The organism is Paenibacillus sp. FSL R7-0198, from assembly GCF_038000415.1.
Classification (GTDB): Bacteria; Bacillota; Bacilli; order Paenibacillales; family Paenibacillaceae; genus Paenibacillus.
In genome coordinates this window covers 162,598-176,604 of sequence record NZ_JBBOCB010000001.1, presented here as the reverse complement: position 1 = coordinate 176,604, position 14,007 = coordinate 162,598, and the positions used below count along the sequence as shown (strand labels likewise).

The following is a 14,007-nucleotide window of genomic DNA, read 5'->3' as shown; positions in this document are numbered from 1 at the left end:
ATGCTGCAAATATTATTAGTTGACGATGAACGTTCCGTCGTGGAAACGCTGGCAGAGACCATTCCGTGGGAAAGCTGCGGGATCGGTACAGTTCATGAAGCCTTATCCGGTGCAGTAGCGCTGGAAATTATGGACAACCACGATATTGACATTGTAATTACGGATATACGTATGCCCGAAATGTCAGGCATTGCACTAATTACAGCGATTCATGAAAAGTGGCCGCATGTGCAGACAATTCTTTTATCAGGTCACGCCGACTTTGAATATGCGAAACAGGCCATTGCACAGGAAAGCTTTGATTACTTGCTGAAACCTGTTAGTGATGAAGATCTCATCGAATCCGTGCAACGTCTTGTTCATCGAATTAAAGAAAAGTGGGAAACCGCAGCATCTCATCAAAGAGCCTTACACGCCTTTCAGGATCATCTGCCATTGCTTCAATCCACGATGCTGCATGAGTTGCTGACTGGAAAAGTCTATGATCAGAAGACGCTGGCAGACAAGCTTGATCTGCTGGAGCTTCCCTACTCCGTAGGAGAAGATCTCGGCATGCTGATTATTCGTATGGAGAAACATCTATCCGATATGGCACACGGCGACCTGGCTTTAATGGAATATGCGATATGTAATATCATAAGTGAAGTGATGCATAATCATTTTCATATCTGGCACACACGAGACGTGCATGATTACATTGTTGTTCTGGTAAGCATGAAACATTCCACAACGATGAGTCATAGCAGGAGTGAGACGCCTCAGACATTGCTTGAGCAGTATGCTGCCCAGATTCAAACCAATGTTCAGTTATACCTGAAAGGTGCAATCTCCATTTCCGTCTCCAGTTGGGGCAAGTTCCCCCACGAAATTGGAGAACTATATGAGCGAACGGTCATGTCCATGCGTAAACGGATGGGTCAGGTGCAAGGTTTGTTTGTCACCGCTTCCGATGAAACGGATGCCAATCCTCTACATACGATCAGGTCGCTGTATCAGCCACCAACGTTGATTAGCCTGCTCGAAGCTGGTCGCTTTGAGGATGTCGAACAGAAAATCGAGCACATTTTTGAGGAACTGCTGCATTCCAATGAACATCATGATATTGCGGAGTCAACCTTTGAGGTGTATTTTGCTATTGCGGGTGCGTTTGCGTACATCATTCATAAAAATGGCAAACAAATCTCTTCTTTGATTCCAGCAGAGTCCTATCGTTACTTTCAAGCTCCCAGTTACTCCACTGCACAGCAATTACAGGACTGGTCCATACGCACACTTCATTACATAAGAGATGATGCCGAACAAGAGCTCAGAGACAATCACAGCACCATTGTACGCAGCGTCAAAAGTTTTGTCGACCTTCATCTGGCTGGAGATGTATCACTGCCTGCAATTGCCGACCATGTGCATCTGCATCCAGTGTACTTGTCCAAGGTATACAAGGCGGAGACCGGTGAAGCACTTACTGCCTATGTGTACCGGTTAAGAATGGAGAAAGCAGCCTATCATTTACGAACGTCAACCGCCAAGGTATTTGAGATTGCTGAACTTGTCGGTTACAACAATACAGCATATTTTATTCGAGTTTTCAAGAAATTTTATGATCTTACACCACAAGAATATCGGGAAAATCTGCCGGTTTAAGAGAGTACACAGACTAGACTTGACGTTCTGGTATCTCTCTGGTTTCCCCTTCTCCATATCAAATACAAAAAGGCATCGCCGGAGATCTCCTCCTGCAATGCCTTTTTGGTGCTTATGTGGCCGGGATGAATCAATTCAGCCAGCCCTGCGTCATCCTATTTTCCGCTTTTCACGGAATCATACCACTCGTTAACTTCTTTTGTAATCTGATCTCCACCTGAAGACTTCCACTTCTCAACAAATGAGTCGAATGCATCAACAGAGGTTTTGCCATATACAATTTGAGAGAAGGTATCCTTCTCCATCTTTGTCAAAATGTCATTGTTCATCTGCATCGTCATTGAAGGTGCACCAGTAAACATTTGATTGAACACGATATCCTTTTGATCCAATACAATCTTGGCTGCATCAAGCATAGGTGTTGGTACACCTGATTTGATTTTTTTCTCAAATGGCGTTGTTGGTTCTTCACCACTTGCCAGCTTCGCGAGTGTTGTCATACTCAGATTCGGAATTCGCGCTCCATCAAAAGTCAAAGTGTACTTCTCGGGAGCATAACCACCTGTAAGACTTGCATCGGTTGATGGTTTCCCATCTACCATAACCCAATCGTATCCTTCCGCAAATCCATGCTCAAACTCATCGCCCTCTTTAGGATTCGCATAGTGATCAAAGAGATAGTTCTGATAGGTGAAAAAGGCTTCCGGATTTTTCATGTCTTTGTTAATCAGAACTACGCCGTTTCCGTTCGACGTACCATGTCTTCCTGCTTGACCGTTTGGACCGGAAGGAATGGGATACGCCTTGTATTCAGCCTCAGGATTGTTTTTCTTCACATCCTCCAGCGGCCAGGATGGCATCCAGTGAGGACCTACCACAATACCTGCTTTTCCGGCAGTAAATTCTTCAGCTGCTTTTGTCTCGTCATACACACCGGCTTCTTCCGGGATATAACCTTTGCTCATCCAGCTCTGTAATTTGGCCAAAGCCTGTTTTGCACCAGGTGTAACGGAACCGTATTCAAGTTTTCCGTCTGCCGTCAGATTCCATTGGTTTGGCATTGTACCATAAGCGCCAAATACCCATCCAGCTTCCGACATCCATGTGTTCAGCCAGTTCTTAAAGCCAATGGTGAGTCCGTAGGTATCTTGTTTCCCATTGCCATCCGGATCTTGATTCGTAAACGTTTCCATAATGACTTCAAGATCATCTATCGTTTTAGGTGCTTCCAGATTGAATTTCTTCATCCAGTCTTCACGGATCCACATGACAGGATCACCATTATAGGAATAGTCCAGAATCGGAATACCGATCTTTTTGCCATCTTGCATGTATGGATACCATACGGAAGGATCTTCGTTTACGGCTGCTTTCCATGTGTCGCTGGCATATTTGTCAAACAACTCGCCCGCATCGACAAATTTTCCAGACTCAATCAATTCACGCACGAGATTGAATTCCCCGCGATACGAAATAATGTCTGGCATGTCCGCATTGGAAGCAAGTGATAGACGCAGTTTCGTCTCAAATGCATTATTGGTAGAAGGAGATATCCACTGGTTTTTCAACTCAATCCCGAGTTTCTCCTTGGCCCATTTTGTATGGACGTTGTTATCCTGATCCTCGCCTGGCTTAAACTTCACGTCTGGACCCCATGGTCGTAAATACGTAATGGATACTGGTGGATCATACTTTCCATCTTTGAGCTCCAACGTTGTTGCTGGTGTACTCGATTCTGTTTTCTTGTCGCTCCCGTTACTACACCCACTCAGGGCTGCAGATAGGGCCAATACACCGATCATGACCAAACTGCCTACTCGTCTCTTTTTACTTGTGTCCAACTTCGTTCCCCCAGTCTATGTAATGTTGCTTACAGGTTAATCATAATGAATGTTTGATATTTATGCCCATACTAATATTGCAACATTTATTGCATTAATTTAGGATATTGGATATTGAATACATATATTGAATAAATACAATGCCAGAATATAGAAAAAAGCAGCCGCTAACGGCTGCTTCAGTCTGCTTAATTACTCGTATATTTGACCCAATCGTACTCTGCATAGAGCGGATTGGCCCCATTATAAGGACCGAGCCAGCTATCTACTCCTGTTCCATTCCAGAGGTTCATCATGATTTTTCCGGGTGTTTTAGGAATATTGCTGGTTGCCGTGTGTTTCAGTACACCATCAACATACCATTTGATATGTCCGGGCTGCCAATCAAATGCATACGTATGGAAACCCTGGGATGCATCAAAACCTAGATTGATAATCTTCTCATGATTACCAACTCCATTGGTGTAATAATTAAACTGCACTTTGGTTGTGTCTTTTCCTAAAAATTCGATATCAATCTCATCCCATTGGGTGCCATGTGCGGGCCCTGTGTATGTGAAAAATGAGGAAACTACACCTGTGTTCTTGGCAGGTTTCATACTGACTTCATACAAGCCGTACCCATACGTATTCGTGGAACGGTACTCTCCGCAATCAAATTTGTTCTGTGCAGAGCTGGTCAAACCAAGCTTAAGCTTGCCGTCACTTGTAAAATTAACATTGTTAGCCCTCCACGTACAGTTAAACATGTTCCCGTTGGAATACCCATCTGCTTTTTGCCACGTACTTGCGTTAAAATAGGTTAGAGGTTCCCAGAACACATAACCCGCGAAAGCGCTTACTGAAAAAAACAAAGAGACGACACCAGTCACCACCAACGTATACCAAGACTTTCTCTTCATCATACACCTCCATGAATAATTCCAACATGTACAAGCAGTTTAATAATAGATAGCGCTTACATGGTTGGTATTTCCATTTTATCTGGAAGCAGAGTAGTACACTATAGCAAACTTTAAAGCAGAGATATTCATTTTTTAAGATTCTCGTTTCCGTATCTCATTATGACACGTAAAAACTATGCTACTTTCATACACGTAAGATTGATTGAATGAAGCGCCTGCCCTTCAGCATAGAAGGAATCAGGCGCTCCATGAAAACCATTTTTACATCTATCTCAACATGTTTGTTAATTTACTCACCCTAAAAGGGTCTATTTCGCACCAGCTTGTACCAAAATGTCTTCAATTTCCTTGAAGCCTTTATTCTGCGCATGACTGAGTGGTGACACCCCATCACGATCCGATATGTTTACGTCTGCTCCGTGGTCAATGAGTAATTGTATCGTCTCCTGCTGTTGAGCATTGCCATCGTTAAGAATGATCGCTTCGAGTAGTGCTGTCCATCCCAATTGATTCACATGGTCCACATCCACCGAAGTTTGAGTCAGTAATTCTTGCACTACATCCACATATCCATGCTCCGAAGCTGGAATAAGCGCTGTCCCTCCATATCGATTCGTTATCGCTGGGTCCGCTCCCGCCTCAACTGTCAGCTTCAAAATATCCAAGTATCCTTCAGCGCCAGCATACAGAAACGGGGTATTTTGCATATCGTCCTGTATATTCACATCTGCCCCCGCTTCAATTAACACTTTAGCCGATGTTAGATCATTATTGTAAGTTGCAATCATTGTAGCGGTTCGTCCACTCTGATCTTGAGCATTGATATTGGCACCTGCTTGAATCATTTGTTCGATGCGTTCAGTATCGCTGTCCTCTACTGCCTTGAACAGCTGCTCATCTGCTGAAGTCATGGCCTTTTCCTCCACGTTGGAGTCGTTTCTCATTTCAGGCACGCAGCCTTGAACGATCAACATACTGCTTATCAGGATAACGATGATCAGCGATTTACTCATACTGCCTCCCTTACTCCAGTGTCACGGTGACCGAAGAAGCGACACTCCAATCGCCAACTGGGTTTATTGTATACGTAGTACCCGGAGTTAACTTCCCATCATTTGTTAGGTCGAATACACCCGTCGCACCTTTTCGACTTGAATATTTATAAGTGGCCGTCAGAACATCCCCGCTAGGTGAAGTTAACGTTACACTTCGACCAGAGAACAGTTCATCCCCAGGGTCCTGGTCAAGCGTAACTTCAATGGAGGTTTCGCTCACTGCTTGAGCACTTGCAACCACCAACGAATCAAACGATTTCGCTGTAAATGAAGCATTTTCTAGGTTCGCCCAATCCGAAGTAACCGTATATGTGACACCTGATTTCAGCGTTTGACCCTCAGGCAAACGGAACTTCGGTTCTTGTTTACCATCTGTGGATTGTGTGAACGGAACATATCTGGCAACGATAGGCTCGCCACCTTCTGGCGTAATTACAACTTGTCTTGCTTGCATGGAAGAGATGATTTGAACCGTTTTGCCTCCTGCTTGCTCTTGATCATTCAGCACAAATGCATTAGCTCCTCGGCCACCGCTGTAAGCCGAAATGATGTAACCGTAATCCACTACACCGTTCACTTGCAGTGCTTCAATCTCGAATGTATCATTCGTTACTTGACTAGCCGTTGTCATGTTTATTTTCGTGCCACTACCTTCAAAGGACCCAGCGTCTTGCCCTTTGTAAGTCAAGTTGTACACTTCACCAGCATCTTGTACGGACGTTGGAACGATGTAAGTCGCAATCGACCCTGTTTTCAAACGGGGCATATTGGTTAACGTCAATCCGCCACTAAACGCAAAGTCCGTTTGTGCCTTGGCAAAAGCTTCATTCGCTGCTGTCAGCGGTTTGTCAAAAGTTACAATTAACGTAATGGCATTCAGTGATCTAACGCTCTTGATTTGAGCTTGCTCCGAAGGAATAGCTTGGTGTGCGGTTTGTAACAACACTGCTGTTTCGCCACGCGTTGCTGAACCGTTCTCGGAGTAGAACACGCTCATCCAATGGTGAACGGACTTTACATCACGTTGCATTGCTTTAGATACGACTTGTTCGAGTTCAGCATCCGACACTTGAGTCTGCGGATTGAATTGTCCATCGTTAGCTTGCATGATGCCGAGTTCAACAAGCTTTGACGCATATGGCGCATACCATGCATTGGGATTTACATCCGTTAATTCTACGGCTTCTCCCGTCTTGCTCTCCAAATTAAATGTTTTGAAAACCAATGAAGCTAACTCCGCACGGGTAATTGCTCGATGTTCACCCATAGATTGATCTGCATATCCGTTCATGATCCCCAAGCTATTCAGATCCTTGATAGCAGTTTCAATCTGTTGTTGGGTAAGCTGTGCGGTTGTTGCTGCAATGTTAGTAACGTATGTAGCTGCATGTACTTGATTCGCAGTTAGCGGGAATACTGCTGTACCTAATGCAGTTATGGTTAAAAAAGTAGCGATTTTGCGGGTTGTAGAATTCATAGTTGAATTCCTCCTCTATAGGTTGTAGTTGCCTGTATCTATAGAATAGAGGACAAAAAGAAACTCCCAAGGACAAAGTTATTAACAAAATATAAACTGGGTCTAAATTTTCACGAAACTTATGCAGTAAACCGATAGCCCGCGCCCCAGACGGTTTCGATATACTCTGGATTTTTGGGGTCTGTCTCCAGCTTCCCACGCAGTTTGCGAATATGGACGGTTACCGTCGCAATGTCTCCGGTGGAATCCATGCCCCAGATCCGCTCGAACAGATCAGATTTGCTGAATACACGATTGGGATGACTCGCAAGAAATACAAGTAACTCGAATTCCTTGGTTGTAATCGCCACCTCTTCTCCATTAACAAAAACGCGGCGTGATCCTTTATCAATGTGAAGCCCGCGAATGTGGATTTCATCCTGCTCAGCTGGTTTGTTTTTACCAAGTAGTCTCTCGTATCGGGTCAAATGAGCCTTTGCTCGTGCAACTAATTCACTTGGGCTGAACGGTTTTGTAATAAAGTCATCAACTCCCAGATTAAATGTCCTGATCTTATCGATTTCTTCCTTTTTCGCGGAAACGACAAGGATGGGCACCTCCTTCACCTCGCGAATGCGCCTGCAACATTCGAAGCCGTCGAGTCCCGGAAGCATCAGATCAACAATGATCAGATTATAGTCCCCCTCCAGTGCCTGTTTCAGGCCTTCATCTCCAGTATGGCAGAGATCCACAGAAAATCCGTTGAGCTCAAAATAATCCCGTTCCAGTTCCGCGATCGTTGTTTCATCTTCAATGATCAAAATGTTTGCCATTACTCATTAGTCCCTCTCTTCATTCAGCCGTTTCAGCTTGATATATATGCTCGTGCCATCATTGGGCTGGCTTTCTGCCCAGATGAAGCCCCCATGTCCATCAATTATTTGGCGGGCTATTGCCAGTCCAAGTCCACTTCCGCCCGTTGAGGAATTGCGGGATTGTTCTGCACGATAAAAGCGTTCAAATATATAAGGCAGTGCCTCTTCGGGTATTCCCCTGCCATTATCTTTAAAGCCCATTGTAATCCATTTCTCATCAGCTTGAAGTGTAATCTCGAACCGTTTGTGTTCATTCTCCATGTATTTGAGTGCATTATCCACCACATTAACAACGGTACGTTTTAACTTCTCTGGATCCACAGCAGCCATGGCGGGACCAAACACCTGGTTAATCCAATCCAGGGCAACATCTTTATCCTCCAGATCATATCTCAGCTCTTCGATGCTATCTTCAAGGAAATCAGCGAGATCAACTGTCTTGAACAGGAAAGGTTCTTGGTTCAAGTCGAGCTTGGAATACAAAAACAGTTCATCCACCAGCTTATCCATGCTAACTGCTTTGGAGTGAATGATATTAACGTAACTCTCCATTTTCTCCGGAGTATTAGCCACTCCGTCACGAATACCCTCAATATACCCTTTGATATTGGTAATCGGCGTACGGAGATCATGCGAAATGTTGGAGATGAGCTCTTTGCGGTTTACTTCGTCCTGCTCTCGTAATGCATAGGAGAGCTGTAATTGATTCCGCATGCTCTCAAACGCTTCGCTGAGTTGACCAACCTCGTCATTGGAGTTTAGCTGAAGCTTAAAGGATAGATTGCCATCTTTAATATGTTCGGCTGAACTTCGTAGTTGATTCAATGGCTTAATGAAGCTGCGCGTGATCCAGCGGAACAGGAGTAGATTTGCAATGATGAGGACGCCAATAAGCAGGAATGACATCACAGGTAGCAGTTTGCGAGTAAGCTCCGCAAAAGGGCTTCTCTCGCGAATGACAAAGATACTCCCTCGTTCCCCGTCTGAATACTGAAAATCAAATTTTGCATACGCGTAAAATCGCTCACCAATATTGAAGGTGCTCCGAATCTGGTAATTGTTAAGATCATAGGCAGGCAGTGCTTGCTTCAGCTCTGGCTGGTTGAAGGTCAGCGATTCGAAGATCTGGCTATTCTCCCGTCTGACGTAGAGCCCTGACTTCTCAGCTCGAAGCTTCATATCATATTCACGCAGCAAAACCTTGTTTTGCAGGTCGTCCGGGTCATTTTTGGCCAGGAACTTCATCTCTTGAAAGATCGATTCTCCCTGTTCAGTCAGGGGGTTGATCTGATAATGTACCTTGTATATATCACGGAAACTCTGTAGATCCCCTGTGGCCGCAATCGTATACAGACTTGCCGTAAGCAGGATGAACAGTAGACTTATAACGAGCATGCCCGTGAAAGACAGCAGCATTTTTATTCGAATTGACATGGGTTCCCCTTCTCAAGCAAGCAATTGGATTAGTTAGTGCACATGTTAACACAAGATGGATTCTATTGCCCATATGTAAAAAAGAGCTTTCTTTATCATTATATATGTTGACAGTGATAATCGTTATCAATAATGTTGGAGTAAGGTGCACAACGATTTATCTTAGAATGACCGGCAAACACTTTTGAAATGAGGTACGTAATGTGAAAGTAGACGTTAATCAGTTAGCAGCGCATTTTGCACACATTCCTTTTCAAGTAGAAGGAGTATATCGATATGCTAGAAATCCAGGGGTTCCCCCGGCTGACTATACCGATTCTTTTCCTGGATTTGTATTTCCTCTTACAGGAAAAATACAATTTCAATTTGATGGTACGCCCTATATCTTTTCACCAGGAAAAGTTGTACATGGGGGCGCGAAAATGAAACTGGATCAAACCGTGTTTCATAGAACGGACTGGGAATACATCCTCGTTTTATACCGGATATGTAGTTCGGACCTCGAAGAGACAAGCTTTTCCCATCAGCATTTTGAATTATCAACGGGTCAGTCCCCACGTCTGATCGAATTAATCACGCGTCTTTGGCATGTGTATAATCAGCGTGGAGGTATTTCAAAGTTTCAGACCGAGATGCTGTTTCGCGATGTACTGAATGAGACTTTAATATGTGTTGATCATAGGCAAAATAGTGGTGAATCAGATGTTTTATTCGAACGGGTCTCTACCTATATCCAAGAAAACTATGATCAAAGTCTGACTGTCGCATCGCTTGCAGAACAAAATAACGTTAATCGAAATCGACTTTCCTACGTGTTTAGAAGACATGCGGGTATGGGTCCGGCAGAATATATATTGAAATATCGTATAAATATGGCACAGCAAATGTTATTGGCAAGTGATGCGTCTGTACAACAGATTGCCGAGACCGTTGGCATTGCTGACCCCTTTTATTTTAGCAGAGTGTTCAAGAAACAATGTGGTATTTCTCCTACGGAGTATCGTCTGAAGTTCATCAATAATCCATCCTGATTTCAATAGGCATCCATGTTATACAAAAGCTTAGATCAGTATACTGAAACTATAGGATTAATACACAGGAGGAATGACGATGCACTATCAAGCTATTCAATTGAATGAGGAATTCTCGAAATTAAACGATCTTTGGTCTCCCAAACTCATTGGTGAAATGAATGACTATCAATTTAAGATCGTTAAGATTGCTGGAGATTTTGAGTGGCATGTTCATGAGGAGACCGATAAGTTATTTTTTGTGCTCGAAGGGGAAATGATAATTGATTTTCGTGATGGGCATGTGAAGATTTCCAAGGGTGAGATGTATATTGTCCCTAAGGGAGTCGAGATCAAGCCTTCCGCCGAAAAGGAATGTCATATCATGTTGATGGAACCTGGAAGCAAAGTAAACACTGACTGGACTAAGGCCGAATAAGCGTCAGTTATTGGAACCAGGATGTCAATTTGCAATATCAGAGTCAGAGAGCCGATAACCGCGTAATAGGGTTATCGGCTCTGCGTCTGTACGGCTAGTTCTTTGACATGTATTAATTGACATATATTAATCAGTAGTCTCTCGGTTATGTCACTTGTTGCTGGTCTTCCTGATCAATTCCACACCATCGTATGCCAGGCTTTCCAAACTTGCTGCCTTCTGCAGTATGTAATGATCAAAAAAGTTCTTCGCATAGTCTGTAACAATATTTCGCATCTCCATAGCATCCCGTTCACCTCTGAGTTCCTCATTAAAACTGGTAAACACGATGTCACAGTAATCCAAATGTGCAACACGATCAACTGAGAAATAATAGGTCTCCATGCTATTGTTAGCGCCAATAATCGCATTCATATTATAGTTAGGTTCACAAAACAGTAGCAAGAAGGGTTTCTTAAGATCGCTGTCAAGAAGTCCAAACGCACCGCTATCCAAGCCAATCCCGCAGGCGAACCGGTCGTCATCCCGGCAAACCATCGCCGTCGTAGGCCCTCCATAAGAATGTCCGACTATACCCATGCCGATGTCAAGCAGCAATCTGCCCTTAAAGATGGAATTCAGCTCTCCAGAGTCCAGTTTGTAAAGATAATCGGCTACATACCTTACATCTTCTGCCTGTGATTCACTATACTCTGTTATCTTGGAAAGTATCGGTAGTGCAAGCACGTTACGGCACATCTCAATGGCAGTTTCATCGTCAGGACGCATCTCCATCTTACCAGCCAACGCCAGCATCTCCGGATCTTCACCAAACGCTGTAATGACATCCGAAAAATCCTTGGATACATTAAACAGGCGCCCATCTTTACGTTTATACATCGTGCTATTCTGATGGCCGATGCTTACCACAACATACCCCATGCTTGCCAAGTCTGTACAGAGCACTGTACCCCATTCTGGAGAACCGCCTCCACCGCAAACATAGAATAACACTGGATAGCGCTTTTCCTTCCCGGAGAGAGCAAGGTCGTCGTAACACTGGGTCTTGATATCTATAGAGAAAACATCCTTCAACGCAGTGACAAGTGGCTGCTCATTAAACATCCCGTAGACTTCAGGAAACATGTACGTTGATGTAGTTTTACCTTCGCTACTGTCAGACGGATAATACACAAAAGCGGTCAGTTCTCTTTTGGAGTAATCTGATGCCGTGTACTCAAAATCCATCTGGGTTCGACCGACAGTATAGCCGCCAATTGGTTCTGGAAATACGTCATAGGTTTTCATTTTCTTTCCCCCTTGAGATCGTTAACCATTTCAGAATATTTATGATCTTCAAGCAGTCCATGGCCCATAAATTCAGCAAAGTATTTGCTGATCTTATGTTGCAGCTTAGAGTCCTTAATATCGAATTCTCTAAAAAACAAGATTAAATTAAGCTGCATTGACTCAAACATAAAAGAAATCAGGTCGTCGTCAACATCCGGTCGGAGATATCCATCAACCCTCATTCGGCGTAAAATGTCCTTGATCATGGGGAATGACTCGCCCTTTAACACATTCACATATACTTTAAGCAAAATGTCCTCAGGAATATATGAAAATGTTTTAGTCAGTTTGATTTCCAACTCATTCAGCGGCTCGGTCACCATGCCATTAACGTTACCAAATAAGCCAGTGAGGAAATAGCTGTAAAGGGAATCTTCATTACTGTTACTAAAATATGCAGCTCTTTTCTGGGTCACATTACGTATTAATTGACAATAAAGGTCATCTTTGTCTTCAAAATATCGATAAAATGTTCCGGGGTGCATGGACAAACTATCCAAAAGCATCTTCATAGTTATATCCTCGTAAAGGTTATTAACAAAAAGATGCATAGCGCTATTCGATATTTCCTCGCGCCTTGCTTCGTCTAAACGAAAGAAAGTATTTTTTGGCATAGATTACTCCTTAATATGAAGTGTGAACTGATTCACACTATACTGATAATACATTCACAAGTCAAATCGTATTAAGATAGATTGTTCAGAAACTCATTATCATTCGGCGGGCTGACCGGGATCAGCTTGAGACAGGAATTGGGTTCCTGATAACAAAAAAAGCCGCTAAAATAGCGACTTTTAATGGTACTGATTTACAACCCGAGATCATCCGCGAGTCCTTCAACTCCTGTGAAGATGGAATCCCCGTAACCCCAGAAGTTGTTGAAATCGATAATGTAGATTTTTTTGTTTTTAACTGCGTTAATGTTTTGTACCTGTTTGTTGGCAAGCAGCTTTTCAATCGTCTGCTCAGGATCAATGCCACCTGCATACCTCGAAATAATCATGGCATCCGGATTAATCTCGATTAACTTCTCCAGACTAAGTGTGCCAGTTTCATTAATAAGCATATTATGCATATTGATTAATGACATTGCACTTTCAATAAACGTATCACCATTTCCGTTGTAGATTCCAATAGTTCCATCACCATTATCCGAAAAAGATGCATAGTTGATCGTTTCAGAGCTAGCTCGGGCCGACAAGGCATTCTCGCGTGCTTTAAGCGTCTCAATATATGCCGCTGCATTGGCTTGTACGTTGAATATCTCACCTAATTCAGTAATATCCTGATACAGACTATCTAACGATGCATCAGGAACACTGGTGCTTTGTACGTACGTTTTAATCCCCATACCATTCAAGCTGCTTACTGTACCAACACCCCAGTCCGCATCCTCAAACAATCCACCACGCCCTACAACCAGGTCAGGCGTAGCCCCTATTGTCACTTCCTTGCCTACATAGCCTTCAGCAAGCACAGGAATTTGTTTGAACTCATCAGCAATATCTTCAGGTACACTACCAAACAACGCAGCTACACCTACAAGTTTGTCTGTCAAACCAAGGCGAATCATCAGCTCGGCTGCACCTTGGGTATTGGCAACTACTCGTTCAGGTGCCTTGTCAAACGTTTGATCCTTCTTCACCCATGTGCCGTTCTCTGTTGTATAATTTGAAACGGTTACCGGGTAAGTTGTTTCAGCAGGTGCTGAAGTCTCTACGTCGGTTTGTTCCCCATTTGTTGCATCATTCGTGGCGTTGCTCTCCACAGCTTGCTGTGAGGTTCCATTTGTATCTTCGCTTCCACCATTGTTGCTTGAACACGCTGCGAGCACCAGAATAATTGCAGTAATCAAACAAAGAAACATCCCTTTTTTAACGGATACCAACATGTAAATAATCTCTCCCTTTTGAATTCTCTCTTGTCGTTTAGACCAATATGTAAAATAACTATTGTCAGTATACAGTAAATGTAGAAGCATGTAAATGAGAACAATAATCAATATCATTCGTCTGATGAATT

12 protein-coding genes are annotated in these 14,007 nt (G+C 43.4%); 3 read left to right on the top strand and 9 right to left on the bottom strand.

Annotated elements, in window-relative coordinates:
• On the top strand, positions 1 to 1,641 hold the full coding sequence (locus MKY87_RS00685) for a response regulator (RefSeq protein WP_340962507.1): 1,641 nt from the start codon (positions 1 to 3) through the stop codon (positions 1,639 to 1,641).
• A gap of 155 nt (positions 1,642 to 1,796) precedes the next feature.
• Here the strand turns inward: MKY87_RS00685 and MKY87_RS00680 are convergent, their stop codons facing one another.
• The 6 genes from MKY87_RS00680 to MKY87_RS00655 all read right to left on the bottom strand — a co-directional run bounded on the left by MKY87_RS00680 (position 1,797) and on the right by MKY87_RS00655 (position 9,207).
• Positions 1,797 to 3,443, bottom strand: coding sequence for an extracellular solute-binding protein (locus MKY87_RS00680; protein WP_431523322.1), 1,647 nt, complete (start codon positions 3,441 to 3,443; stop codon positions 1,797 to 1,799).
• Positions 3,444 to 3,670: 227 nt separating this feature from the next.
• The gene (gene bglS / locus MKY87_RS00675) at positions 3,671 to 4,384 is read right to left on the bottom strand and encodes a beta-glucanase (RefSeq protein WP_338594963.1); all 714 of its coding nucleotides are present in this window, start codon (positions 4,382 to 4,384) and stop codon (positions 3,671 to 3,673) included.
• Positions 4,385 to 4,695: 311 nt separating this feature from the next.
• A complete protein-coding gene (locus MKY87_RS00670) occupies positions 4,696 to 5,400 on the bottom strand; it encodes an ankyrin repeat domain-containing protein (protein ID WP_340962506.1) in 705 nt (234 codons plus the stop codon).
• Between the two features lie 10 nt (positions 5,401 to 5,410).
• Positions 5,411 to 6,919 carry an S-layer homology domain-containing protein gene (locus MKY87_RS00665; RefSeq protein WP_340962505.1) on the bottom strand — a complete coding sequence of 503 codons (1,509 nt, stop codon included), beginning with the start codon at positions 6,917 to 6,919 and terminating at the stop codon, positions 5,411 to 5,413.
• 119 nt (positions 6,920 to 7,038) lie between these two features.
• The gene (locus tag MKY87_RS00660; RefSeq protein WP_047843050.1) at positions 7,039 to 7,731 is read right to left on the bottom strand and encodes a response regulator transcription factor; all 693 of its coding nucleotides are present in this window, start codon (positions 7,729 to 7,731) and stop codon (positions 7,039 to 7,041) included.
• A gap of 6 nt (positions 7,732 to 7,737) precedes the next feature.
• Positions 7,738 to 9,207 carry a sensor histidine kinase gene (locus tag MKY87_RS00655; protein ID WP_340962504.1) on the bottom strand — a complete coding sequence of 490 codons (1,470 nt, stop codon included), beginning with the start codon at positions 9,205 to 9,207 and terminating at the stop codon, positions 7,738 to 7,740.
• Positions 9,208 to 9,410: 203 nt separating this feature from the next.
• Here MKY87_RS00655 and MKY87_RS00650 point away from each other — a divergent pair, with 203 nt between their 5' ends.
• The gene (locus tag MKY87_RS00650; protein ID WP_340962503.1) at positions 9,411 to 10,238 is read left to right on the top strand and encodes an AraC family transcriptional regulator; all 828 of its coding nucleotides are present in this window, start codon (positions 9,411 to 9,413) and stop codon (positions 10,236 to 10,238) included.
• A gap of 79 nt (positions 10,239 to 10,317) precedes the next feature.
• On the top strand, positions 10,318 to 10,656 hold the full coding sequence (locus MKY87_RS00645; RefSeq protein WP_340962502.1) for a cupin domain-containing protein: 339 nt from the start codon (positions 10,318 to 10,320) through the stop codon (positions 10,654 to 10,656).
• A gap of 150 nt (positions 10,657 to 10,806) precedes the next feature.
• Here MKY87_RS00645 and MKY87_RS00640 read toward each other — a convergent pair whose 3' ends face one another.
• The 3 genes from MKY87_RS00640 to MKY87_RS00630 all read right to left on the bottom strand — a co-directional run bounded on the left by MKY87_RS00640 (position 10,807) and on the right by MKY87_RS00630 (position 13,840).
• Positions 10,807 to 11,943, bottom strand: coding sequence for an alpha/beta hydrolase (locus tag MKY87_RS00640; protein WP_340962501.1), 1,137 nt, complete (start codon positions 11,941 to 11,943; stop codon positions 10,807 to 10,809).
• Positions 11,940 to 12,599 carry a TetR/AcrR family transcriptional regulator gene (locus MKY87_RS00635; protein WP_340962499.1) on the bottom strand — a complete coding sequence of 220 codons (660 nt, stop codon included), beginning with the start codon at positions 12,597 to 12,599 and terminating at the stop codon, positions 11,940 to 11,942. Before MKY87_RS00635 ends, MKY87_RS00640 begins: the two co-directional genes overlap by 4 nt.
• 194 nt (positions 12,600 to 12,793) lie before the next feature.
• Positions 12,794 to 13,840 carry an ABC transporter substrate-binding protein gene (locus MKY87_RS00630; protein WP_340962498.1) on the bottom strand — a complete coding sequence of 349 codons (1,047 nt, stop codon included), beginning with the start codon at positions 13,838 to 13,840 and terminating at the stop codon, positions 12,794 to 12,796.
• Positions 13,841 to 14,007: the final 167 nt, after the last annotated feature.